Source organism: Bradyrhizobium sp. 2S1, from assembly GCF_011516625.5.
Classification (GTDB): Bacteria; Pseudomonadota; Alphaproteobacteria; order Rhizobiales; family Xanthobacteraceae; genus Bradyrhizobium; species Bradyrhizobium septentrionale.
Map to the genome: position 1 here is coordinate 9,204,324 of NZ_CP147717.1, position 23,888 is coordinate 9,228,211.

The 23,888-nt window shown below is 65.2% G+C and carries 20 protein-coding genes and 1 pseudogene; 11 read left to right on the forward strand and 10 right to left on the reverse strand.

Features of this window, described 5'->3' with window-relative positions; translation table 11 throughout:
- Positions 1–40 precede the first annotated feature (40 nt).
- Positions 41–604 (forward strand): nitroreductase family protein, encoded by a 564-nt coding sequence (locus HAP54_RS44055; RefSeq protein ID WP_166297663.1) that lies wholly within the window; start codon positions 41–43, stop codon positions 602–604.
- Positions 605–716: 112 nt separating this feature from the next.
- Here HAP54_RS44055 and HAP54_RS44060 read toward each other — a convergent pair whose 3' ends face one another.
- Positions 717–3,200, reverse strand: a complete 2,484-nt coding sequence (locus HAP54_RS44060) for a putative bifunctional diguanylate cyclase/phosphodiesterase (protein ID WP_166297665.1) — start codon at positions 3,198–3,200, stop codon at positions 717–719.
- A gap of 181 nt (positions 3,201–3,381) precedes the next feature.
- Positions 3,382–4,461, reverse strand: a complete 1,080-nt coding sequence (locus HAP54_RS44065) for a hypothetical protein (protein WP_166297667.1) — start codon at positions 4,459–4,461, stop codon at positions 3,382–3,384.
- 256 nt (positions 4,462–4,717) lie between these two features.
- On the opposite strand from HAP54_RS44065, the gene HAP54_RS44070 reads away from it, so the two are divergent.
- A complete protein-coding gene (locus HAP54_RS44070; protein WP_414646169.1) occupies positions 4,718–5,752 on the forward strand; it encodes a patatin-like phospholipase family protein in 1,035 nt (344 codons plus the stop codon).
- Positions 5,753–5,770: 18 nt separating this feature from the next.
- Here the strand turns inward: HAP54_RS44070 and HAP54_RS44075 are convergent, their stop codons facing one another.
- Positions 5,771–6,199: a CBS domain-containing protein gene (locus tag HAP54_RS44075; protein WP_166297671.1), complete on the reverse strand. Its 429-nt coding sequence runs from the start codon at positions 6,197–6,199 to the stop codon at positions 5,771–5,773.
- A gap of 188 nt (positions 6,200–6,387) precedes the next feature.
- Positions 6,388–7,185, reverse strand: coding sequence for a rhomboid family intramembrane serine protease (locus tag HAP54_RS44080; protein WP_166297673.1), 798 nt, complete (start codon positions 7,183–7,185; stop codon positions 6,388–6,390).
- A gap of 210 nt (positions 7,186–7,395) precedes the next feature.
- On the opposite strand from HAP54_RS44080, the gene HAP54_RS44085 reads away from it, so the two are divergent.
- From HAP54_RS44085 to HAP54_RS44115, 7 genes and pseudogenes are all read left to right on the forward strand, one after another.
- Positions 7,396–7,689 carry a GIY-YIG nuclease family protein gene (locus HAP54_RS44085; RefSeq protein ID WP_166307035.1) on the forward strand — a complete coding sequence of 98 codons (294 nt, stop codon included), beginning with the start codon at positions 7,396–7,398 and terminating at the stop codon, positions 7,687–7,689.
- Between the two features lie 453 nt (positions 7,690–8,142).
- Positions 8,143–8,697, forward strand: coding sequence for a PAS domain-containing protein (locus HAP54_RS44090; RefSeq protein WP_166297674.1), 555 nt, complete (start codon positions 8,143–8,145; stop codon positions 8,695–8,697).
- 144 nt (positions 8,698–8,841) lie between these two features.
- Positions 8,842–10,574: pseudogene (locus HAP54_RS44095) on the forward strand (adenylate/guanylate cyclase domain-containing protein).
- Between the two features lie 376 nt (positions 10,575–10,950).
- Positions 10,951–11,559, forward strand: a complete 609-nt coding sequence (locus HAP54_RS44100; RefSeq protein WP_224741520.1) for a tetratricopeptide repeat protein — start codon at positions 10,951–10,953, stop codon at positions 11,557–11,559.
- A gap of 322 nt (positions 11,560–11,881) precedes the next feature.
- Entirely contained in the window at positions 11,882–12,304 is a 423-nt protein-coding gene (locus tag HAP54_RS44105; protein WP_166297676.1) for a cupin domain-containing protein, read from the forward strand.
- 99 nt (positions 12,305–12,403) lie between these two features.
- Complete coding sequence (locus HAP54_RS44110; protein ID WP_166297678.1) at positions 12,404–14,761, forward strand: Orn/Lys/Arg decarboxylase N-terminal domain-containing protein; 2,358 nt, start codon at positions 12,404–12,406, stop codon at positions 14,759–14,761.
- Between the two features lie 18 nt (positions 14,762–14,779).
- The gene (locus HAP54_RS44115; RefSeq protein ID WP_166297680.1) at positions 14,780–15,340 is read left to right on the forward strand and encodes a GNAT family N-acetyltransferase; all 561 of its coding nucleotides are present in this window, start codon (positions 14,780–14,782) and stop codon (positions 15,338–15,340) included.
- A 942-nt stretch (positions 15,341–16,282) separates the two neighbouring features.
- Here HAP54_RS44115 and HAP54_RS44120 read toward each other — a convergent pair.
- Positions 16,283–16,504, reverse strand: coding sequence for a dodecin (locus HAP54_RS44120; RefSeq protein ID WP_166297682.1), 222 nt, complete (start codon positions 16,502–16,504; stop codon positions 16,283–16,285).
- A 251-nt stretch (positions 16,505–16,755) separates the two neighbouring features.
- Here HAP54_RS44120 and HAP54_RS44125 point away from each other — a divergent pair, with 251 nt between their 5' ends.
- Positions 16,756–17,337 (forward strand): HdeD family acid-resistance protein, encoded by a 582-nt coding sequence (locus tag HAP54_RS44125; protein ID WP_166206548.1) that lies wholly within the window; start codon positions 16,756–16,758, stop codon positions 17,335–17,337.
- Positions 17,338–17,447: 110 nt separating this feature from the next.
- Here the strand turns inward: HAP54_RS44125 and HAP54_RS44130 are convergent, their stop codons facing one another.
- Positions 17,448–17,834 (reverse strand): hypothetical protein, encoded by a 387-nt coding sequence (locus HAP54_RS44130; protein WP_175619315.1) that lies wholly within the window; start codon positions 17,832–17,834, stop codon positions 17,448–17,450.
- A 251-nt stretch (positions 17,835–18,085) separates the two neighbouring features.
- Complete coding sequence (locus tag HAP54_RS44135; RefSeq protein ID WP_166297684.1) at positions 18,086–18,826, reverse strand: hypothetical protein; 741 nt, start codon at positions 18,824–18,826, stop codon at positions 18,086–18,088.
- Positions 18,827–19,004: 178 nt separating this feature from the next.
- On the opposite strand from HAP54_RS44135, the gene HAP54_RS44140 reads away from it, so the two are divergent.
- The gene (locus HAP54_RS44140; RefSeq protein ID WP_166297686.1) at positions 19,005–19,949 is read left to right on the forward strand and encodes an ornithine cyclodeaminase family protein; all 945 of its coding nucleotides are present in this window, start codon (positions 19,005–19,007) and stop codon (positions 19,947–19,949) included.
- 57 nt (positions 19,950–20,006) lie between these two features.
- Here the strand turns inward: HAP54_RS44140 and coaA are convergent, their stop codons facing one another.
- The 3 genes from coaA to HAP54_RS44155 all read right to left on the reverse strand — a co-directional run bounded on the left by coaA (position 20,007) and on the right by HAP54_RS44155 (position 23,888).
- Positions 20,007–20,939 (reverse strand): type I pantothenate kinase, encoded by a 933-nt coding sequence (gene coaA / locus HAP54_RS44145; RefSeq protein ID WP_224741519.1) that lies wholly within the window; start codon positions 20,937–20,939, stop codon positions 20,007–20,009.
- Between the two features lie 211 nt (positions 20,940–21,150).
- Positions 21,151–23,409 (reverse strand): xanthine dehydrogenase family protein molybdopterin-binding subunit, encoded by a 2,259-nt coding sequence (locus HAP54_RS44150; protein ID WP_166297690.1) that lies wholly within the window; start codon positions 23,407–23,409, stop codon positions 21,151–21,153.
- Entirely contained in the window at positions 23,406–23,888 is a 483-nt protein-coding gene (locus HAP54_RS44155; RefSeq protein ID WP_166297692.1) for a (2Fe-2S)-binding protein, read from the reverse strand. The genes HAP54_RS44150 and HAP54_RS44155 overlap by 4 nt, the downstream gene beginning before the upstream one ends.

The following is a 23,888-nucleotide window of genomic DNA, read 5'->3' on the forward strand; positions in this document are numbered from 1 at the left end:
TCCCCATCTTGGGGGCACGACTCCCCTGAAGGACATTTCCGTGCCCGATGCCATTGAACTGTTGAAGACACGCCGCTCGATGAAACCGCGCGAGATGACCGGGCCCGGCCCGTCCGCGGCCGAGCTCGAGACCATTTTGACGATCGGCGCGCGCGTGCCCGATCACGGCAAGCTTGCGCCATGGCGCTTCATCGTGTTCGAGGGCGATGCCCGCTCGCGCGCCGGCGACGTGATCGCAAAGGTGTTCGCCCGCAAGAACCCCGGCGCGCCGGCGGCCGACATCGAGGTCGAGAGGAAGCGGCTGACCGATGCGCCGCTGGTAATCGGCGTGGTCTCCTTCACCAAGCCGCATCCGAAGGTGCCGCCGTGGGAGCAGGAATTGTCGGCGGGCGCCAGCGCAATGAACATCGTGACTGCGGCGACCGCGCTCGGCTACGGCGCCTGCTGGCTGACCGGCTGGTTCGTGTTCGACCGCGACGTGCTCGACGGTCTCGGCCTGAAGCCGGACGAGAAGCTCGCCGGCCTGATCCACATCGGCACGCCGACCAAACCGAGCGAGGATCGCCCGCGCCCGGCGCTGTCGGATATCGTGACGCGGTTTTGAAACCGTAGACCTGTCATTACCGGGCTTGACCCGGCAATCCATCACCGAAAGACTCTTCTGAAGAACGATGGATGGCCGGGTCAAGCCCGGCCATGACGAGCGGAGACGGAGCTCAGGCCGCCTTCGACGTGCGCGCCGCAAAGCCGCTCAGCAGCGCCGCGATCTCGCCCGCCGGCCTCGCCGCGCTGAACAGGAAACCCTGCACCTCGTTGCAGCCTTCGGCGCGCAGCCAGTCGAGCTGGTCCGTTGTCTCGACCCCTTCCGCCGTCGTCGTGATCTTGAGGCTTCGGCCGAGGCCGGAGATCGCGCGCACGATGGCGAGGCAGTCGGAGCGCCGCGCCAGATCCTTCACGAAGGAGCGGTCGATCTTGATCTTGTCGAACGGGAAGCTGCGCAGATAGCTGAGGCTGGAATAGCCGGTGCCGAAATCGTCCATCGAGATGCTGACGCCGAGCTCGCGCAGCTGGTGCAGGATCGCCAGGTTGGCTTCGGTCTCCGCCAGGAATACCGACTCGGTGATCTCGAGCTCGAGCCGCCGCGCCGGCAGGCCGGAATGCGCCAGCGCCGAGATCACGGCCTGGACCAGATGGCGGCTGCGAAACTGCACCGGCGACAGATTGACCGCGACCTTGACGTTGGCGGGCCACTTCATCGCCTCGGCGCAGGCTTCGCGCAGCACCCATTCGCCGAGCGCGACGATCAGGCCTATGTCTTCCGCCACCGGGATGAACTCCGCGGGCGAGACCATGCCTTTTTGCGGGTGCTGCCAGCGCAGCAGCGACTCGAAGCCAGAGATGCGGTCGGCTCCAATGTCGACCAGCGGCTGGTAGTGCAGCTCGAACTCGCCGTTGCTGAAGGCCGCGCGCAAATCGCGCTCCATGTCGCGGCGCTTCTGCGCTTGCTGGTCCATCTCGGGTTCGAAGAAATGGTGCACGCCGCCGCCCTCGGACTTGGCGCGGTACAACGCCATGTCGGCATTGCGTATCAACTCTTCGGAAGTCGTGCCGTCGCCCGGCGAAAGCGCGATCCCGATGCTGGCGCCGACCACGACTTCGAGCCCGTCGATCCTGTAGGGCGCACTCAGCACGTCGATCAGCCGTTCGGCAAAGCCGCTCGCCTCGTTCGGCGAGACGTCGGCGGCAAGCACGACCGCGAACTCGTCGCCGCCGAGACGGGCCGCCACATTGTCGTCGCGGACCAACTCGCGCAGCCGCTCCGCCACCAGCTTGAGCAGCCGGTCGCCCATCGGATGCCCAAAGGAATCGTTGACGTTTTTGAACAGGTCGAGATCGAGGCACATCACCGCAACGCGCTTGCTGCTGGGCCGGCCGCGCTCCAGCGCCTCGCGCAACCGCTCCTGGTAGAAGTCGCGGTTCGGCAAATTGGTGAGCCCGTCATGGTGAGCCATGTGCGCGATCCGCGCTTCGGCGGCCCGGCGCTCGGTGATGTCGACCACCGCGACCAGATAGCCGTCGCGGCCCTCGAAGGTCACCTTGCGTCCGAAGGTCAACACGTGGATCTCGGTGCCGTCGGCCCTGATATGCCGCCAGTCGCGGCTCGATTGATAGACGTCGCCGATCTCGCGCAGCGCGGCGCTGTGCACACTCCACTCATCTTCCGGCCAGATCTCGCGCAGCGTCATGCCGAGAAATCGGTCGCGGCTGTAGCCATAGTGCTGAACGGCAGCGTCGTTGACGCTGAGGAATTCCATCGTGTCGGCGGCGAACACCCACATCGGCATCGGGTTGTTCTCGAACAGCAAACGGAACGACTCTTCGCGCCGCTTCAACGCGGTGACGTCGGAGACCGTCAGCGACAGCATGTCGCCGAACGCTGTGACGCCGAGCCGCAGACAGCGATCGCCGCTGTCGATCTCGAACTGGCCGCCGGGACCGCTTCCGACGAATCGACGCAGACGGTTCATCACCAATGGCGCCGCAAGCGGATTGCCGCCGGCGCTGAGCCGGCGCCACAGCAAGTCGGTCGCGGGCTGCATCAGCAGCCTTGCCGCGCCCTGGTTGAGATGCACGATCTGGAAGTCGGCCGCTTCGCCCCGCGCATCGCGGATGGCGGCAAGCGACAGCACGCCCTCGTCAGTGGCCGAGAAAATCGTATCGAGAAGATTGTACTGCGCATTGCGCTCGTTGACATAGACGCCGACCAGGATGCCGCCCCAGCGCGACCGCGTCGGCAGCGCCAGCACGTCAAAGGTCCGCACCAGACCGTCGCGCACGCAATGCGCCGACGCGAGATACGGCCTGCAGTTCTCGCGCGCGTTTGCAGCGGCTTCGGTCAACGCGGTTGCGCAATCCGGCGGCAGCGCGCTGAGCGGAATGTCCCAGCGCTCATCGTTCAGCCAGGTCTGGACGTAGCGGCCGGTGTGAGACACGATGAGCACGCCGTCAACGTTGCGCAGCAGCACGATGTGATCCGCGAGCCGGCCGAGGCTGCCGAGCATGACGTCTTCATAGTGCGGCAGCTTCTCACCGGGACGGACCGCGGCCTGCCACTTGCGCTGCAGAACCGGAACGTCGGCGAACATCTCCGAATTGAGTTTGGCCGATGTCTTTACTGATTTCTTGTTGGCCATGATCATGGCACGCCCCGTTCACGCAAACGCAAATCCCCATGGCATCCAAGTCATGCCGCGGCTTAACGTCATGTAAAAATAGCGAGGCCGCGCGTCGCGGCGAGCGATTGTGACGGCTCAAATTCGCGCGATGGTTAGCTCGGATTAGAGACTATGACAGCTGCATGAAATGCAGCCCTGTCAGGCGTCAACGCGCCACGACCTCGACTTCGCCATCGACGCCGTTGACGACGTTGAAGGGACGCTCGAACACCTTGCCCTCGTTCTTGGCGATCGCGCGATACTCGCCTTCGGACAGCACGACACGCGGGAACGCGCCGATCGATTCCTTGATCACGTCGCCGCCCGGCGTGATCACCGACCACGCGGTGTTGGCGAGCGCCTCGCCGCCCTTCTCGCTAACCAGCTTGAGCGTGATGACGGCCGCGCGATGGGTGACGGTGACATCGGTCAGCTTGCCGGCCGCGACGCGGATGTCGGAACGCACCACCGAGTTGGCGTCACCATAGTTGGAGATGATGTAGTAGGTGCCCTCGGGCAGCAGCGCGACGTCGCCGGCGGCGACGTTGGGCACCAGCGCACCGCGATCCGAGCCGTCGAACTGGCTGCCCTTGTAGATCGCGAACGAAATCTGGTTGGCCGGGATCTTGCTGGTGCCGACCCGGCCTTCGATCCGCAGACCCCCGGCCGGCAGCACGAAGGACTCGCGGTCGGTCTCCGACTTCAGGCTGACCGCGCGCACCGCGCTGACGAGGCCGAGCGCGACGTGGACGACGTAATTGCCGGGCGGCAGCACGAGGTTGGGCGTCGCCCCCCGTTCCTCGCGGATCAGCTTGTAGGTGCCGTTGTCGTCGGGCTTGTCGGCGAACACTCGCCACACCAGCCCGGCATTGATCACCGGCAGGTCCTTGCCGTAGCGCGCCGTCAACGAGAGCACCGCCTGCCCCGCAGTCGGCGCGGCGCCGGTCGGAGGCGGCGCCGCCGGCGGCGTGGTCGCAATCGACGGCTGGACGATGGTCGGCTGGGTCAGCGGACCGGGCAGAACGGGCCCCGAACCGGGCCCGGACGGCGGCGCCAGATTCAGCGCCGGGCCGGACGGCGCCACCTCGGGCACCGAGGCCGGCGGGATCGGCGGCGGCCGGTCGCTGAAGAATTGCGCCGAGACGGAAGCAGGGATCAGGGCGAGCAAAAATGCCGCAAGCGCCAGCAGCGGAAGGAGCCGCGCGCCCCGCCCGCATCCGCCGATGCCGTTGCCCCTCGAAGTCATCACCATGCTTTTCAACGAAAACGCGGCAAATTCAAGCCTTCGTCCAAGGCTTTGTCACAGTCCCGGCGCAGCCGTCCCCCATTTGGAACCGGCCGATCAAGCCGATGTTAGCCCTTTCGTCGCGGTCCAGTCACAATCCCTGCCTACCGCGATCGGGCCGGGCATGAATTATGCCTGCGGGGAATAACCATGAAGATGGACGACGCTGGCGCAGCCCTGCTGCGCGGCCTAGTCTTGCGCTGGCAGGAGATTTGTCGTGTTGGATAGCTGGATGGGCCGAGGCCACAAGAGCTCCGACGGCCCCGACAAGGTAGGACTGGGAACGGTTCGCCGGCCGGTGATCGGGCTTGCGCTCGGCGGCGGCGCCGCTCGCGGCTTTGCCCATATCGGCATCATCAAGACCCTGCTGGCCCACGGCATCGTCCCCAACGTCGTGGTCGGCACCTCGATCGGCTCGGTGGTCGGTGGCGCCTATGCGGCCGGCCATATTGATACTTTGGAGAAATGGGCCCGCAGCCTGCAGCCGCGCAGCGTGCTCGGCTACCTCGACATCCGCCTCAACGGCTCCGGACTGATCGGCGGCGCCAAACTGGCCGCCGAGATCGAGGGCGCCCTCGGAAAATCCATGATCGAGGACCTCGCGGTCAAGTTCGCAAGCGTTGCCACCGAGGTGCGGACCGGCCACGAGATCTGGCTGACCCAGGGGCCCCTGGTCGACGCCATGCGCGCCTCCTACGCCCTGCCCGGCATCTTCGCGCCGGTCCTGATCGGCGACCGCTGGCTGGTCGACGGCGCGCTGGTCAACCCGGTGCCGGTCTCGGCCGCCCGTGCGCTCGGCGCCGAGATCGTGATCGCGGCGAACCTTTCCAGCGACGTGTTCGCGCACTCGACCACGATCTACAATCACGGCGCGACCGCCCCAGCCCCCGAAGTGACGGTCGCGGTGACCGCCGAGGCAGAAATCGAACCGGAGCCGCCGAAGCGGCGCTTCGGCCGCTTCTTCTCGGCCGAACGCACTGTGAAACGGGAGTTTTTCGGCAGCGCCAGCCGGCCCGGCATATCCAGCGTCATGGTCGACGCCTTCAACATCATGCAGGATCGTATCACCCGCGCGCGCCTCGCCGGCGATCCGCCCGACATGCTGATCTCGCCGCGGGTCGGCCAGATCGGCTGGTTCGACTTCCACCGCGCCGACGACCTGATCGCGCATGGCATCCGCGCGGCCGAGCGCGCCATCGGCGCGATCGAGGAAGCGATCGAAATCCTGGCGCCGCCGTCGACCGGCGCCTGAACGTCAGGGAAATAGCGCTCAGGCGGTCTTGATGTAGTCGCGCAGCGCCTCCTGCTCGTGCTCGTATTCCTGCACGCGGCGCTTGACGACGTCACCGATCGAGATCAGCCCGACCACCTTGCCGTCCTCGACAACAGGGAGATGGCGGAACTTGCCGGTGGTCATCACCTCCATGAGGCCGCTGACAGTGTCGGACTCGCGGCAGCTCACGACCTTCCTGGTCATCACCGCGCTCACCGGCTCGTCCAGTGCGCCTGCGCCGCGCTCGCTGATCACGCGAACGATGTCGCGCTCCGACAGGATACCCTCCATGCGGCCCTGCTCAATCACCAGCACCGCACCGATCTTGCGCTCGCCGAGCAGCTTGACCGCGGCCGAGAGCTTCGCGCCTGGCGCGACGCTCATCACCTGATGGCCCTTTGCATCGAGAATGGAACGTACCGTCATTGTCGTCTCCCTGAATCCGTCAGCGCCCCTTTGAGGAGTTCGCGCCTGTTCGCCAGAGTCTTCAATCAACAGTTCCGCGCCGATTTCGGTTCCGGGGCGCGGTCAGTAGCAGGGCTCTATCTGTCGGCCCGCTTTGTTTCTGCGTCGCAAAGATGATGGAGGAATTCGATCCGAGCCGCAAGCGGCGATCAGACGCGCCCCGACTGATCCACCGACGACGCATCTGCAGCATCGTCCCGCGCGCGCGGGACCGGATCGAACAGCGAGAACAGCAACAGCCCGGCGAGGAAGCCGCCGATATGGGCCTGCCAGGCGACGCTCGCGCCCTCACCGCCGAGCGAAAGCGAGGTGGCGCCGAACAGAATGTTGACGCCGAACCAGATCGCCAGGAACGCGAGCACCCGTCCGTTGCGCAGCGCCCGCCACAGCGACAGCGCAGGCACCTTGGCGGCCGCCTCGGCGTCGCCCCGGTTGAACGACAGGAAGCTACCCTTCACGAAGGCAAAGCGGATCGCCGCCGCCATCGTGCCCGACACCGACGCCGATGCGCCGATCATCGGCGCAATCGCGTGCTCATGGGTCAGCAGATGCGCGAGCGCGCCCGCGGCCGCCGTCACCGCCATGAAGACGAAGAAGCGCACCGCGCCGAAGCGCCGCGCCAGCGCGCTGCCGAACGGCAGCAGCCACAGCACGTTGAAGGCGATGTGGGTGAGGTTGGCGTGCAGCAGCGAATAGGTGACGAAGGTCCAGACCTTGGCGCCGTCCCCGCCCGGGAAGGTGATGTCGAGCAGCGTCGAATCGTAGCGCTTCGGGATGAAGCCGAAGACGTCGATGGTCCAGTTTTCCATCTCCGGCGGCAGCAGCACCCGCAGATGGATCACCGCGATCAGGAGGATGTAGGCGGTGAGCGCCGGCGGCAACGTCAGGATCGGCTCGCGCGGCGCCTCCGGCGGCGGCGCGAGCGGGGATTCAGGATGGGAGTCCAAGGGGTCGGCGACCTCGCATGCGGCGGTGAATCAGAGATAGGCGGCTTTGACACCACTGTGCAAGTGCACAATCCCGAAATCGGACACCTCTCGTGTCCCGGACGCGTCGCAGCACGCAGTGGTGCGATGCAGAGCCGGGACCCATGGAAATTGGCAATGCTCCCTAAACTTGCGAAACTTAGGGCGCTTTCCGCATCCATCTGCTCCAAGATGAACACGCAATTCTTCGTTTACATCCTCGCGAGCGGGCGAAACGGGACCCTCTATGTAGGCGTGACGAATAACCTTGCGCGCCGAATCGCTGAACACAAGGCGAAGCTCGTCCCGGGGTTCACACGACAATACAACGTCGATCAGCTGGTCTACTTCGAGGTATTCGAATCCATTCTGGAGGCGCGCTCGCGTGAACACTCCCTCAAACGATGGCGTCGTGCCTGGAAGATCAAGTTGATTGAGGGGCTCAATCCGGATTGGCGAGATCTGTCTGATCAGCTCAATTCTTGATTGGGGTCTGGCATAGGTCCCGGCTCTGCAGCGCGCCGCTTCGCGCTGCACTGCGTCCTCCGGGACACGATATCCTGGCGAAAAGAAAAGGGAGGACGCTGAGAACGTCCTCCCTGATCGGCTGATCTTCTCGTGTCCCAGAGGGATCGGGAGAACATCCCCACCCCTCCCCGCACGATGACCATACTGTTTGACGCCACCTGTGTACCAACCACGCCGGCGCTTGGGGCAGCCGGCGAACGGGAACGCGCGGACCCTACGCGGAGGTTCCACGGGCGCCAAGGACATAGTTAAATTTACGTTAACAACACAAAGCTGCCGATAAGCCGCCCAAAGCGCGGCCGCGGCATGGACGCTGCACAGCCTTCCCTGCACAACAGAGAAGGGAAGGCGCCTGAGCAAAACCGGGACAGATGTGTCCCGCCGAGACAGGCGCCGGGCAAGGTTCTTTAGATGAAACACAGCTCCAGCCGCGAGTACTTCGCTTATTGGAATGCGAAGCGCGGCACCGCACGTGCACCTGACCGGAGTGAGTTTGAACCGTCCGCGGTGCGCGAGCTGCTGTCCGACATCTTCGTGCTGGCCTATGACGGCGAAACCCGCTTTCCGTTCCGCGTCGCCGGCACCCGCACCTCCGCCCTGCTCGGCTGCGACCTCAAGAACCGCAGTTTTTCCGCCCTGTTCACGGGTGAGAGCCGCGGCGAGATCGAAGACATCATCACCTGCGTCGTCGAAGAGACCCTGCCGGCCATCGCCGGCGTCACCGCCACGACCGAGACCGGGTCCAAGGCGCATCTTGAGTTGCTGCTGCTCCCCTTCACCGCCCGCGTCCATACGCCGGCGAGCCTCACCGGCCTGCTCGCCCCGTTCGAGGACGACGTCACCCGGCTGCGCGACCTGGTTCTGACCTCGTGGCGTTACCTGCATCCCCAGGAACGGTTTGTGCCACGGGCCCTGCGCAAGCTCGCGATCGCCCGCGGCCTGATGGTCTACGAAGGCCTGCGCTAGCTCCGCGCCCCGAACCGGGCCCGGGGACAGGGACGGGATAGCGGGCGCCGGTCGTCGCTTGCACCGCAGCCCGCGGAACTCTATTAGCTGTTTCGCCGCCACGGCGGGATACACCCGCCTATTGCAGCCGCGGCAGGGCCGGGCATGTTTCGAAATTCGATCAGGCAGAAGATCGTCGGCATCGCCACGGGGCTCATCATCCTCGCGGTGATCACCTCGCTGCTGTCGATGGTGATGGCGGGTCAGGTCGGCCATCTCCTCGACGAGCTCACCAACCGCTACATCCCCGCCTACGGCCATCTCGCCCGCGTCAACATCCGCGCGCTGGAGCGGTCTTTGGCGATGCGCCGGATGATGATGGCGAAGATGCAGGCGCCCGGCGAAGAGACCGGCTACGACAGCGCGCGCAAGACCTTCGACGAGATCGAGCCGCTGATCAAGCGCGAGGCCGATGCCGCGCGGGTGCTGATCGATGCGATCATCGCCGATCCCTCGACCCCTCCGACAATGCCGCGCTCGGGCGCCTCGATGACCGCATCGACAATGCCGTCAACGACCTCCTGATGCGCCTGAACGCGGAGAACAAGACGCTGCTCGGGCAACTCGACGCCAAGGACTTTACGGCCGCGCGCGAGACCACGCTTCGCGCCGACGCGCTGCGCGACGAATTCAATGCCAGGATCGAGAGCATCCGCGCCGACATGCTGGCGCAGGTCGGCTCGGCGGCGGCCAAGGTGATGTCCGCCCAGCAACGGGCGATCATCATCTCCGGCGTCGTCACCGCGATTGCCGCGATCCTCGGCTTCGTGTTCGCGATGCTGGTCGGCAGCGGCATCACGCGCCCGGTGATGCGCCTGCTGGAGGGCACCCGCGAGGTCGAGGCCGGCCGCCTCGACGGCGCCATCGCCATCACGACCCAGGACGAGATCGGCCAGCTCTCGGCCGCCTTCAACCGCATGATCGAGACGCTGCGCCACAACCAGCGGATCCGCGAGACCTTCGGCCGCTACATCAATCCGCGGATCGCCGAGGGCCTGCTCGAACAGCCGGCGATCGCCGCTACCGAAGGACAGCGCCGCGTCATGACGGTGATGTTCTGCGACATGAAGGGCTTTACCAGCCTGAGCGAAGGTGTGACGCCGAGCGGCCTCGTCAAGATCATGAACCTCTATCTGTCGACGATGTCCGCGCCGGTCCATGCGCATCACGGCATCATCGACAAATATATCGGCGACGCCATCATGGCCTATTGGGGCGCCCCCTTCGTCGAGGAGGCCGAGCAGACCCATCTGGCCGCGCTTGCCGCCATCGACATGATCGGCCAGGTCAGCCAGCTGCGCAAGGATCTGCCCGAACTGCTCGGCGTGCGCGCGATCCCGACCGACTGCGACATCCGGATCGGGATCGCCACCGGCGAGGCGCTGGTCGGCAGCATCGGCTCCGAGTTCATGATGAGCTACACGGTGCTCGGCGATACCGTGAACCTCGCCTCGCGGCTCGAAGGCGCCAACAAGTTCTACGGCAGTCGCAGCCTGATCTCGGAGGCCACCGCCACAGCCTGCGCCGCGACCATCGAGCTGCGCGAGATCGACCGTCTCGTCGTGATGGGCCAGAGCCAGCCGGTCGCAGTGTTCGAGATCATCGGCAAGAAGGACGAGCTGACGCCGGCGCAGACCGAGTTGCGGCAGCACTACGCGGATGGTCTCGCCGCCTATCGCGACCGGCGCTGGGATGACGCCGAGACCGCCTTTGCCGCGGCGCTCGCTGCAGTGCCCGGCGATGGGCCGTCGATCGCCATGAAGACGCGTGTCGCAGGCTTCATGCAAAATCCGCCGGCCGCGGATTGGGACGGCGCTTGGCATATGGAGCAGAAGTAGCGACGGTTGTCGCCCGCATGAGCCGACGGGTCGCACGAATGCGTACCCGATCACAGGCTCCGCGATATGCGGCGAAGAGAGACCCCGGATATCGCTACGCTCATTCGGGCTACACGCGTTGACGCTGGCTCGCCCTTCGCACAGACCTCGCGCGACCGACGCAATTCTAACACCGATGTTAGTTACGACTCCGCCGTTCGATGGCGCGAACAACACACTCGGCCAGCACGCATGTGCAGCCGCGACGTCCTGAAGAGACAGTGCGATTGCCGCATCGGCTGTCACGGACAATCTTTCAGAACGAGCGGAATGTCTCCCGCGATCGGGAGTTAGTGCTTCTGACCAACGACTGTCCACGTCGAATCGGGAGGTGTGCATGATCAAGTCACCGATGAAGCTCGCAATGCTTGCGGCATTTCTGACAGCGCCGATCATCCTGTTCCCACCGCAGACCGCCGTCGCAGCCGGCGGAGGTGGTGGAGGCGGAGGTGGCGGCGGAAATCCCTACGGGTCGAGCTACGACACTCCGGCGCCATCCTACCCTCAGGAGAAAGGCAGGAAGAGCACGCACCGGGTCAAGAAGCCGACCAAGCAATCCGGCTTCGACGATCCGGCATTCCGCGATGCCTATCGCGCGGCCTATGCGACGGTCTACGAACGCAACGACTACGCCGCCGCGATCGACCAGCTTCACGCGCTCGGCCGTGACGATCATCCGAACGTTGCCAATCTGATCGGCTACTCCTATCGCAAGCTCGGCGACTACAAGCTGTCGCAGGTCTGGTACGAGCGCGCGCTGAAGGCCGATCCGAACCACGTGCTGACGTGGAACTATTACGGCCTCTGGCAGATCGAACAGGGCAACCGCGACCAGGCGCAGTATCATCTGAGCCGGATCGCCGAGATCTGCGGCACCGACTGCGAGGAGTATCGCACGCTGGCGGCGGCGCTCGAGAAGCCGCCGGGCACGAACCTCGTCTACTGAGCGCGTCAGCGTGTAGCCCGCATGAGCCAACGGGTCGCGCAAAGTGCGCGACTGATGACAGGCTCCACGACATGCGGGGCAGGACCGCCCCCGCATGTCGCTGCCGCTCATCCGGGCTACCAATTGCGGCGGACACGCCGCTTGTGCGCGGACATCCGCGTGTCCGGTTTTACGGAATTGTGCCATTTCGATTGATGTCTTCGCCGGCTAGCTTCCGCGCGCCCCAACGGATTCGTCGAGACACTGACACGCGCGCCCAGCGCGATTCGCCTCGCCGCACACCATCCGCTATCGTGGCCCGCGAACCACACGCGAGGACACCATGCCCGAACTGATCGATATTGGCGCGCTGCAGCTCAAATTCCTGGAGAGCAAGGACACGACCGGCGGCAGCATCGACCTGTTCGAGATGACGCTGGCGCCGAATGCACGAATGCCGATCCCGCATTATCACGAGAGCTGGGACGAGACGATCTACGGCCTGTCCGGCGTCTCGACCTGGCGGGTCGACGGCAAGGACATCGACCTCGCTCCCGGCGAGACCGTGTTCATCAAGCGCGGCACCGTGCACGGTTTCACCAACCGCTCGAACGGTCCGGCGACCTGTCTGTGCCTGCTGAGCCCCGGTGCGCTGGGCCCGCAATATTTCAAAGAGATGGCCGCGCTGATGGCCGGCGGCGCGCCCGATCCGGCGAAGATGAAGGAGACGATGCTGCGCTACGGCCTGGTGCCGGTGGCGGGATGATATACGGATTCTTCGCTGCGCCGGAGCCATCCCGCCCATTGTCATCTGATTGTCATGAATTGTGCCGACAGGTTCAGCCGATACAGTTCAGGGACACGCATGGACTATTTCAAACGCTTCAACTTCCTGTTCGCCGCGCCGGTGTTCGAGGCCGACGACCTCGAGGGCATCCGCTTCAACCAGATCATCGCCGAGATCGAGCGCTCCGGCTTCGAGGTGGTCCGCGCCCGCAAGCTGGAAGACGCCGAGATCGCGGTGCAGACCGATGCCGCGATCGGCTGCATGGTGGTCGACTGGGGCAAGAAGGGACTTGAAGGCAAGACCGCGGCGCTGATCAACCTGATGCGCCGGCGCGGCCTCGACTTCCCGATCATCCTGCTGATCCGCCGCAAGCGGTTCGAGGACCTGCCGGTCGAGGTGCTCGATTTCATCGACGGCTATGTGTTCCTGTCCGAGGAAACCCCGCCCTTCATCGCCAAGAACCTGATCTCCAGGCTCAAGCAATATGCCGAGAACCTCAAGACGCCGTTCTTCGGCGCGCTGGTCGACTATGCCGAGGAAGGCAACCAGCTCTGGACCTGCCCGGGCCATAATGGCGGCGTGTTCTACAGCCGCAGCCCGATCGGCCGCGTCTTCGTCGAACATCTCGGCGAAGCCGTGTTCCGCGACGACCTCGACAATTCCGTGCTCGACCGCGGCGACCTGCTCACCCATGAGGGGCCGGCGCTGAAGGCGCAGAAGGAGGCGGCGCGGATCTTCGGCGCCGAGAAGACCTATTTCGTGCTCAACGGCACCTCGACCTCCAACAAGGTCGCGCTCGGATCGCTGGTCACCGACGGCGACCTCGTGCTGTTCGACCGCAACAACCACAAGGCCGCGCATCATGGCGCGCTTTTGATCGGCGGCGGCATCCCGGTCTACGTGCCCACCGTGCGCAACGCCTGGGGCCTGATCGGCCCGATGCGCTGGGACCTGCTCGACGAAGGGAGCTTGCGCGACCACATCCGCAAGCACCCGCTGGTCAAGGACGAGAACGCCTGGAAGAAGGAACGCCCGTTCCGCGTCGCCGTGGTCGAGCAGTGCACCTATGACGGCACCATCCATTCGGCCGAGATGATCCTCAAGCGGATCGGCCATCTCTGCGACTACATCCTGTTCGACGAGGCCTGGGCCGGCTTCATGAAATTCCACCCGATCTATTCCGGCCGCTTCGCGATGGGGCTGTCCGATCTCGGCCCCGAGGCGCCCGGCATCATCGCCACCCAATCGACCCACAAGCAGCTCGCGAGCTTCTCGCAGGCCTCGCAGATCCACATCCGCGACCGCCACATCAAGGGGCAGAAGCGCCGCGTCGAGCACCGCCGCTTCAACGAAAGCTTCATGCAGCACGCCTCGACCTCGCCGTTCTATCCCATCTTCGCCTCGCTCGACGTCGGCGCGCAGATGATGAAGGGCCGCTCCGGCGAAGTGCTGTGGGACGATACGATCCGGCTCGGCATCGAGCTGCGCAAGAAGATCCGTGCCGTCAAACGCGAGTTCGAGGAGAAGGAGACGCGCGCGGAGCGGCGCTGGTTCTTCGAACCTTTCGTGCCCGATCGCGTCATGATCCCGGACGTCGCGCGCGAGAACGGCGTCCACAATGTCGCCTGGGAGACGATCTCGACCGATCAGCTTGCGACCAATCCGTCCTACTGGCAGCTCAACCCTGGCGAGGCGTGGCACGGCTTCCCCGAGCTGACGGAGGGCTTTGCCATGACCGACCCGAACAAGCTCACATTGCTGACGCCCGGCTTTGACCATGCCACCGGTGCCTATGCCGACCATGGCATCCCCGCCCCCGTGGTGGCGCAATATCTGCGCGAGAACCGCATCGTTGCCGAGAAGAACGACCTCAACTCCCTGCTCTTCCTGCTCACGCCCGGCGTCGAGGCCAGTAAGGCCGGCACGCTGGTGTCCGGGCTCGTCGCCTTCAAGAAGCTGCATGACGACAACGCGCTGGTCGAGGACGTCATCCCCGAATTTTTCCGCCGCCGCCCCCAACGCTACACCGGGGTTCGGCTGCGCGACCTCTGCGGAGACATGCACCGTTTCTTCCGGGACGGCGGCGTCAGCACGCTGCAGGCCAAGCAATTCCTGCCCGAACATCTCCCCGAGATCGCGATGTCGCCGCGCGAGGCGGCGCAATATCTGATCCGCAACGACGTCGACTACCTGCCGATCGACCAGATTTTCGGCCGCATCGCCGCGACGCCGTTCGTGGTCTACCCGCCCGGCATCGCCACCATCGTGCCCGGCGAGCGGCTGTCGGAACGCAGCAAGCCGATGATCGACTACCTCAAGATGTTCGAGGCGAGCTTCAACGCGTTCCCCGGCTTCGAGGTCGAGGTGCAGGGCATCTACAAGGAGATCGACGATTCCGGCCGCGTCCGCTTCTACACCTATGTCGTGTCCGAATAGGCGAACGGACGCAGCGCAATGGAGAATGATCACAAGATCACCGTCCGTCCCTCGCGCGACAGTGACATCGACGCGATGCTGTCGATCTACCGGCACCATATCCGCCACGGCATCGACGAGAGCGTCGACGACTCGGGCACGCCCGAGCCCGACGATCTGCGCGACCGCCGCAAGAATCTGCGCAACACCCGCCTGCCGCATCTGGTCGCGGTGTGCGACGGCGAGGTGGTCGGCTACGCCTATGTCGTGCAGTTTCGCAAACGCCCGGCCTATCGCTACACGGTGAAGCATTCGATCTATGTGCATCATCGATTCACCGGCAAGGGCGTCGGCGGGCGGCTGCTGCAGGAGTTGGTCGACACCTGCGCCGCGGCCGGCTTCCGCCAGATGATCGGCTACATCGACAGCGACAATTCCGCATCGCTCGCGCTGCACGACCGCTTCGGCTTCGTCCGCGTCGGGCACTTGCCGGGTGTCGCCTATCGCTACGGCCGCTGGTCCGACACCGTGATGGTGCAGCGCTCGCTCGCCGCCGGCGCCACCGCTCCGCCCCCGCCCGCGCCGCTGTCGCGAAGGTGATGGGTAAACAGCTTGCTCAGTGTCATCACCCGCGCATGCAGGTGATCCAGTATTCCAGAGACGCCAGTGTTTGAGCCGAGAGGCCGCGGCGTACTGGATCGCCCGGTCAAGCCGGGCGATGACAGTGTGGGTGGGGACGCAAGTTCGCGTTCTCGCGACATGAATCGTCCGAGCTTTGCTTGTCGTTCCGCCCTCTCTTGAACAGAGGGCGCAGGGAAAGCCGGGTGCCGATCGCACCCATGGGCCCCGTGCAAAGGTAGAAAGCACGGGGGTAGGACCACAGGTGTAACCGGAAACAACCCGACTTTCCCTGCGCGATGGCTTACGACTTATTTCGTGCTCTCCCCGGCGAGACTTGGCTTGTTTGTCACCGCCTTCGCAAAACGCCTTCGCGTCCTGCGACGAGACACCGGCCACTAGGGCGTCAGGACCACACGACTTCGCCGTCCGCCTTGCGTGTTTTCGTCAGTGCCACGCCCGGCGTCCACCGCATCTCACACCGCGTTCGTGACGATCGCGAAGCGCCCCTCGATCGGGTGAGACCGGCGAACCCTACACTGAGTTGCACTTCTGATAAAGCGAAATATTTTCGACGGAGGGGCTTGCGCCGTCGGGCAACTCAGTGATTGGCGTGTGAGGAAGGCAGCGGCGGCAGGGTTCCCTCTCCCCTTGCGGGAGAGGGTTAGGGAGAGGGGTGCCACACGACGAACTCCCTCCGTATTTTTCGAGGTGACAATCACCGCATTTGCGAGGACGATGCGTTCATCAATCATCATCTCGCCCGGGGCCACCCCTCTCCCAACCCTCCCCCGCAAGGGGGAGGGAGCCTGAGTCGCGTGCTCACCTCACCGTCATTCCAACGCATGGCGAGGTGTCGGGCCCGGAATCCGCCGGGCCGTGCCTTGCGCCGATCTGCGTGACTAGCAAACCGCCCGACGCGCCCTACTCCAGCGTGAAGCCGACCCGCAAGGTCACCTGGTAGTGCCGGACCTTGTTATCTTCGATATGGCCGCGCGTCTGCACCACCTCGAACCATTTCATCTCGCGGATCGTCTTCGACGCGCGGGTGACGGCGTTCTCGATCGCCGCCTCGATGCTTTTGTCCGACGATCCGACCAGTTCCAGGATTTTGTAGGTGTGATCCGCGTCGTGCGTGGTGGGCATGTCGACCTCCTTGGGTGGATGCGCGATCCGGATAATATGCTCTCCGATCCGGACAGTCCGTCGTCCGATGCGGACCGGCTGCCGCCGAGCGGGACGAATGCTGCGCGGCAACACATCGATTGATTTGAATCAACGTCTCCGGGCGCCGGAGGTGCCACCAAGCATGCATTTCGTGCCACCTCGGCACCCGACCTTGTCCGCGCCTTCACCTATGGTAGCATGGTTTTGGTTCAGCATTCGGGAGCGATACGATGTCCAGCGCGTCCAGCTCACCCGCTACACCTCCTCACAGCCTCGGATCCGGGCTTGCCAACCTTCGCGCGAAGTGGGGCTGGATCGTCGCCCTCGGCGTGATCTATCTGATCGCGGGCGTGCTCGCGTTCGGCAGCGTGTTGTTCGCCACCGTCGTCAGCGTGCTGTTCGTCGGCGCCATGATGATCGTGGCGGGCGCCGCCGAGATCGTCAACGCGTTCCAGTTCAAGTCGTGGGGCAAGTTCCTGTTCTGGCTGCTGCTCGGCGCGCTCTATGTCGTGGCGGGCTTCATCACCTTCGAGAATCCCCTGCTCGCCGCGGCGACGCTGACGCTGTTCCTCGGCATCGCCCTGGTCGTCTCCGGCATCGTCCGCATCTTCCTCGCCTTCGGCATGAACTCGGCGGCGCCGTGGGGCATGGTCGCGATCTCCGGCCTGATTACGCTGGTGCTCGGCGTCATGATCCTGGCGCGCTGGCCGGTGTCGAGCCTCTACGTGCTCGGCATCTTCCTCAGCGTCGATCTGATCTGCGCCGGCGTCAGCTGGATCAGCATGGGCATGGCGCTGAAGAGCAGGACGTAGGCGCGATTGTAGCGCGGGTTAGCGATAGCGTAACCCGCCGCAAAATCTCACGCGCGGAGAGATGGCGGGTTACGCTTGCGCTAACCCGCCCTACGAACCTGCAAAAATCCTCACGGCTGCGCGAGGTGCCAGGCGCCGTTGAGAAAACCGTCGCCGGTGATGTCGCCGGCCTTCTGGTCCTTGGCGAAGGTATAGAGCGCCTTGCCCTTGTAGGCCCACTGCTTGGAGCCGTCGTCACGCGAGATGATGGTGTAGCCGCCTTCGGCCTTGTCGCTGGCCTCCGCCTTCAGCACCGGCCAGTTCGTCGCACACGGGCCGTTGCAGGCCGACTTGCCGTCCGAGTCCTTGTCGAAGGTGTAGAGCGTCATCCCCTTGGCGTCGGTCAGCACCGAGCCCTTTGCCGTGGTGCCGGTCTTGGTCGGCGGGGCGGCAAAGGCGGCGGATGCGAGTGCGAACGACATGGCGGTGGCGAGTGCGAGCGAGATCGATGTCTTCATAATGTCTCCTTTTCGAATGCAAACGACTTGCATGCGTAAGGACGCCCGACGCCGCACCATATTCCGCCAGCGGCGCTGAAAGAATTTCGCGCTTGTTCGCGATCGAAGCGGAATAAAGCCTGAAGCGCGCGCCAATACCGGCGTGTAGCCCGCATGAGCCAACGGGTCGCGCGAATGCGCGCCCGATGACAGGCTCCGCGACATGCGGGAACGGTCCCGGATATCGCTTCGCTCGTCCGGGCTACATCTTGCTAGCGCCTGATCTCCTCGGCGGCGCGCACCAGCGGGCGGTCGGAGAGCTGGATCGGGCCGGAGAACGGCGAGCTCATTTCAAGGATCAGGTAGATCGCGGCCGAGATCAGCGCCGCGGCGGCGATGTAGGTCGCGATCACCACCGCGTTGCGCGGCGCGCGGAAGCCGAGCGTCACGAACATCAGTGTCAGCCAGGCGACCAGGATGCAGATCAGCGGCGACGGAAACGAGCTGTCGGACTGTTCGACGAAGGTCCAGCGCTGCTGCACCGCCTGCCGGTAGACCGACCGCGCGTCGTTCCACAGCGCGACCTTCTGCTCGTCGTCGAACCGCAGCTCGCGGAGGCTGGTGCCGACCTCGTCGAGCAGATGTTCGGACACCTCGTTCGCCCGCGAGATCGGAACATCCTTGAGCACCTGCTCGACATAGGCGAGCAGCCGGCGGCGCGGCTCGTCGGCGCTGGGGCCGAGCGGCCGCAGGCCGCGGTCGAGCAGGATGATGTCGGTCGCGAACACATGCAGGTTGCGATCGACCGCCACATAGGTGTTGGCGGCGCTGTTCATCATCAGCCCGAGCAGCAGCGACGGCATGGTGACGAACAGCGTCGCGACCATGCGCACCGAGGTGTTGGTCTCGTCGCTGCGGTGATGGTCCCGGAGCCGGGCATGGATCGCCATGGTCCCAAGCGCGGCGCCGCTCAACAGCATGAAAATCAGGATAGCGACGACGACTGCAACCACGGCTTGCAAGGACCTGCGAGAGAATCAGTCAACAGGATAGCAAGTGACGCGCCGCGGTGCATGTCCGGTTGACTGGCCTTGTTGACTAACCTTGCCCACACGCTATCCAGTCCGGACCGGTTTTTGGCGCGCCGGGCGCGCCTGGGCGGAGCGCAAGGGCGCCCTGGGAGAGCAACACGTGCATATTGTCGACGACAACGAGGTCAACCGCGTCCTGACCTTTCCGATCCTGATCGAGGCGATCGAGGCCGCGCACCGGCGGCCGAAGATCGCGGTAAAGGACGGCTATCTCGGCGACAACAAGGGCCAGCAGCTGGTTACCCGCAGCGCGGTCGATGCCGGCCGCTTCATGATGACCAAGCTGTACACCAGCTTTCCGGGCAATCTCGCGCACGGCAAGCTACCCGCCGTGCAGGCGGTCTGCGTGCTGTTTGACGGCAATGACGGGCGGCCGCTCGCGGTGATGGACGCCGCCGAGATCACCCATTGGAAGACCGCCGCGGACTCCGCGCTCGGCGCCAAACACCTGGCGCGACCGGACGCCGAGACGCTGCTGGTGGTCGGGGCCGGCGAGATGGCGCACTGGCTGGTGCGCGGGCACCGCACGGTGCGGCCGCAGCTGAAGCGGGTGCGGGTCTGGAACCGGACGGTGGAGCGCGCGCAGGAGCTGGCGACGCTGCTGGAGGCCGACGGCATCGCCGCCGATGTTGTCACCGACCTCGACGCCGCAACTCGCGAGGCCGACATCATCACCACCTGCACCCGTTCGCGCGAGCCGCTGGTCAAGGGCGCCAATTTGCGGCCGGGCACCCATCTCGACCTGGTCGGCGGCTTCACTCCGGAGACCCGCGAGTCCGACGACGAGGCGGCGCGGCGCGCGCGCATCTTCGTCGACCGCCGCGAATCCGCCTTCGACGGCGTCGGCGACATCCTGCAGCCGATCAAGAGCGGCGCCATCAAGGAGAGCGACGTGCTCGGCGACCATTACGACCTCGCGAGCGGTGCGGTCAAAGGCCGGCTCTCAGCCGACGACATCACCTTCTTCAAGAACGCCGGCGGCGGACATCTGGATTTGATGACCTGCGAGACGGTGTTCGCGCAGTTGGGGAAGGAGTTGCGGTAAGCGTCGCTGCCGTAGGGCGGGTTAGCGAAGCGTAACCCGCCCTACGCCGCTATGCTGCTACGTCTCCCGCAACCAGACCTCACCGATCGAATGGTCGGCGCGCTTGCGCAGCACGACGTCGGCCCGGGTCCGCGTCGGGTGGATGTTCTCGCGCAGATTGGCGCGGTGATGCTCGCGCCACAGCCGCTCCGCAACCTCCCGCGCGTCGCCGGGCGGCAGGTCCCTGTAGTGGTGGAAATAGGAAGCGGGATTTCGGAACGCGGTCGGCTGCAGCCTGAGGAAGCGCTCGACATACCAGGTCTGGATGTCGGCCTCATCGGCATCGAGGTAGATCGAGAAGTCGAAGAAATCCGACACCACCACCGGCGCGGTGCCGCGCGCCAGCAGCACGTTGAGGCCCTCGAACACCAGGATGTCCGGCTGCCGGATGACCTGACGTTCCGACGGCACGATATCGCCGATCAGATGCGAGTAGACCGGCAGCTCGAGCTCGCGTTCGCCCGCCTTGACGGCAGCGAGAAACCGCAGCATGCGCGGCAGGTCGTAGCTCTCGGGAAAGCCCTTGCGCCGCATCAGACCGCGTTCTTCCAGCACGGCGTTGGCATGCAGGAAGCCGTCGGTGGTCACCAGCTCGACTCGCGGATGATCGGCCCATCGCGCCAGCAGCGCGCACAGCACGCGGGCAAAGGTGCTCTTGCCGACGCCCACGCTGCCGGCCAGCGCGACGATGTAGGGCGAACGGCGCGCCGGCCGGCCGAGAAACTCCGCCTTGACCTGCGCGAGGTTGCGCGCCGCCGCGAAATGCAGGTTCAAGAGGCGGGTCAGCGGCAGGTAGACATCGGCAACTTCGGCAGCATTGATCGGCTCGTTCAAGCCGCGCAGCGCCGCGAGATCGGCGTCCGAGAGCGTCAGCGACGTGCTGGCGCGCAAGGCCGCCCAATCGCTGCGGCCGAACACCATATAGGCGGAGAGCTCGTCGGGGTGGGCCATTCTCATCCGTTCAGGGTGAGCTTGATGCATCCGATCGATCTTGCCGAGGTGCAGCCGGAGACGTCAATGGCCGTTGTTTCGGTTCGGTAGCCCGCATGAGCGAAGCGACGTGCGGGGAGACCTCTCCCCGGATATCGCTTCGCTCATCCGGGCTACGCGGTGAAAACGGTTGTAGGGCGGGTCTGTGAACCGTAACCTGCCCTACGCTGCCCTACTCCGCGGCCTGCTGCGTCGGCGCGTCGAGCGCCGCCGACACCTTTGGCGGCGACATCGGCAGGCTGTAGAAGCGTTTGCCCAGCGCGTTGTGCACGGCGTTGGCGACGGCGGCCATGACCGGCACCAGCGGCACCTCGCCGACGCCCTTGACCCCTTGCGGATGCTTCGGGTTCGGCACCTCGACGAGGGCGCAGTCGAGCATCGGCAGGTCGGAACAGACCGGCATACGATAATCGAGGAAGCCCGGATTATCGACCTTGCCATCCTTGTTGTAGATGTACTCCTCGTTCAGCGCCCAGCCGATGCCCTGCGCGACCCCGCCCTGCAGCTGGCCCTCGACATAGCTCGGATGCACGGCGCGGCCGACATCCTGCACAGCGGTGTAGCGGATCACCCTGACGATGCCGAGATCGACATCGACCTCGACGTCGCAGATATGCGTGCCGAAGCCGCCTTCGGCTCCTTGCGTGTTGAGCTGCACGCTGGCGCCGATCGGGCCGCCCTGCGACGGCGCCTTCTCGGCAAGGTCCGCGAGCGTCAACGGCTCGAACTGGCCGGCATTCGGGCTCACCGGATGCGCGGCGCCGTTCTCCCACTTCACGGCTTCAGGATCGATCTCCCAGATCTTTGCCGCGCGCTCGCGCAAGGTCGCGATCACCTTGTCGGCCGCCTGCGTCACCACCATCGCGGAGGCGAACAGCACGCGGCTGCCGCCGGTCAGGTTGGAGAAGCCGACCGTCTGGGTGTCGCCGATGATGACGGAGATGCGCTTATAGTCGATCCCGAGCAGCTCGGCGCAGATGTTGGCGATGCCGGCGCGCGAGCCGCCGATATCGGGATGCCCCGTCGTGACGACGACGTTGCCGTCCTCGGTGATGTTGACCTGCGCGGAGGACTCGCCGCCGGCATTGAACCAGAAGCCGGAGGCGACGCCCCTGCCCTGATATTTGCCGAGTGGCGCGGCATAATGCGGATGGTTCCTGGCGGCTTCCAGCGTCTCGATATAGCCGATGCGCGGAAACACCGGGCCGTGCGCCGCCTTGGTGCCTTCCTTGGCTGCGTTCTTCAGCCGCAACTCCAGCGGGTCCATCTTGAGGCTATCTGCGAGCTCGTCGAGCACGCATTCCACCGCATAGGCGCCGATCGGCGCGCCGGGCGCGCGATAGGCCGCGACCTTGGAGCGGTTGGAGCAGACGTCAAATCCCTCCGACAGCACATGCGGAATGTCGTAGGGCGCAAAGCTGCAACCGACCGCGCCGCGGATCGGCGAACCCGGAAAGGCGCCGGCCTGCAGATAGAAGGTGCCGTGGGCGGCAACGATGGTGCCGTCCTTCCTGGCGCCGATCTTCACCGTGCTCTTGGAGCCCGAGGTCGGTCCGGTGGCGCGCATCACCTCCTCGCGCGTCATCACCATCTTGACCGGGCGGCCGGACTTCTTGGCAAGCATTGTCGCGAGCGGCTCGAGATAGACGATGGTCTTGCCGCCAAAACCGCCGCCGATCTCGGCGGGGATGGCGCGGATATCGTTCTGCGGGATGCCGGTCAGCATCGAGGTCATCGCACGCACCATGAACTGGCCCTGGCTCGACGACCAGATCGTGGTCTTGCCGTCGGCCGCCACCGAGATCAGGCAGGCATGCGGCTCGATATAGCCCTGGTGCACCGGACGCGTGGTGAAGGAGCGCTCGATCACAACATCGGCGTCCTTGAACCCCTGCGCGATATCGCCCTTCTTGGATTCGATCCGGCCCATGATGTTGGACGGCTTGCCGTCGAATTTGTTGAACTCGTGCAGGATCGGCGCGTCAGGCTTCAGCGCGTCGTCGATCTCGATCGCCCAGGGCAACACCTCGTAGTCGACCTCGATCAGCTTGCAGGCTTCGGCTGCGATCGCTTCCGTGGTCGCGGCGACAGCGGCGACGGGATGGCCGGGGAACAGGGCCTTGTCGCGCGCCATCACGTTGCGGCACATCCAGCGCATGTCCTGGATGCCGAGCATCACGGCGCCCTTCTCGATTCCGAAGTCGACGATGTCGCGCGAGGTGACGACCGCCTTGACGCCGGGTAGCGCCTCGGCCTTGGCGGTGTTGATCGACCTGATCCGGGCATGCGGATGCGGGCTGCGAAGCACCTTGCCCCAGATCATGCTGGGCATGGTGGTGTCGGCGGCAAACGCCGCGCGGCCCGTCACCTTGTCGACGCCATCGGGCCTGATGGTGCGCTGGCCGATCCATTTGTTGTTGACGACGTTCATCGAGCAATCTCCCGCATTTCAGCCGCGGTCTCCATCACCGCGCGGACGATCTTGTCGTAACCGGTGCACCGGCAGAGATTGCCGGCGAGCCAGAAGCGGACTTCCTCCTCGGTCGGATTGGAATTCCTGGCGAGCAGCGCCTCGGAGGCGACCAGCATCCCCGAGGTGCAGATGCCGCACTGGAGCGCGGCATGCTCGAGGAATTTCTGCTGCAGGGGATGCAGCTCGCCGCCCTTGGCCATGCCCTCGATGGTCCTGATCTCATGGCCCTCGGCCTCGGCCGCGAGCATCAGGCAGGAGCAGACCAGGCGGCCGTCGAGCGTGATCGAGCAGGCGCCGCAATCGCCGGAGGCGCAGCCCTCCTTGGAGCCGGTGAGCGCCAATTGCCCGCGCAAGGCGTCGAGCATGGTCTCATAGGGCTCGCACAGGAATTCGACCGGCTCGCCGTTGACTGAGGTGGTGACGTGCAGTTTCGCCAT

Bases quoted from the DNA above. Each gene is read 5' to 3' on its own strand.
- coaA (WP_224741519.1), bottom strand. From the start codon at position 20,939: ATGGCCCACCCCGACGAGCTCTCCGCCTATATGGTGTTCGGCCGCAGC.
- HAP54_RS44150 (WP_166297690.1), bottom strand. From the start codon at position 23,409: ATGAACGTCGTCAACAACAAATGGATCGGCCAGCGCACCATCAGGCCC.
- HAP54_RS44090 (WP_166297674.1), top strand. From the start codon at position 8,143: ATGAAACACAGCTCCAGCCGCGAGTACTTCGCTTATTGGAATGCGAAG.
- HAP54_RS44115 (WP_166297680.1), top strand. From the start codon at position 14,780: ATGGAGAATGATCACAAGATCACCGTCCGTCCCTCGCGCGACAGTGAC.
- HAP54_RS44125 (WP_166206548.1), top strand. From the start codon at position 16,756: ATGTCCAGCGCGTCCAGCTCACCCGCTACACCTCCTCACAGCCTCGGA.
- HAP54_RS44105 (WP_166297676.1), top strand. From the start codon at position 11,882: ATGCCCGAACTGATCGATATTGGCGCGCTGCAGCTCAAATTCCTGGAG.
- HAP54_RS44110 (WP_166297678.1), top strand. From the start codon at position 12,404: ATGGACTATTTCAAACGCTTCAACTTCCTGTTCGCCGCGCCGGTGTTC.
- HAP54_RS44130 (WP_175619315.1), bottom strand. From the start codon at position 17,834: ATGAAGACATCGATCTCGCTCGCACTCGCCACCGCCATGTCGTTCGCA.
- HAP54_RS44120 (WP_166297682.1), bottom strand. From the start codon at position 16,504: ATGCCCACCACGCACGACGCGGATCACACCTACAAAATCCTGGAACTG.
- HAP54_RS44060 (WP_166297665.1), bottom strand. From the start codon at position 3,200: ATGATCATGGCCAACAAGAAATCAGTAAAGACATCGGCCAAACTCAAT.
- HAP54_RS44075 (WP_166297671.1), bottom strand. From the start codon at position 6,199: ATGACGGTACGTTCCATTCTCGATGCAAAGGGCCATCAGGTGATGAGC.
- HAP54_RS44155 (WP_166297692.1), bottom strand. From the start codon at position 23,888: ATGGCGAAACTGCACGTCACCACCTCAGTCAACGGCGAGCCGGTCGAA.
- HAP54_RS44085 (WP_166307035.1), top strand. From the start codon at position 7,396: ATGAACACGCAATTCTTCGTTTACATCCTCGCGAGCGGGCGAAACGGG.
- HAP54_RS44065 (WP_166297667.1), bottom strand. From the start codon at position 4,461: ATGACTTCGAGGGGCAACGGCATCGGCGGATGCGGGCGGGGCGCGCGG.
- HAP54_RS44100 (WP_224741520.1), top strand. From the start codon at position 10,951: ATGATCAAGTCACCGATGAAGCTCGCAATGCTTGCGGCATTTCTGACA.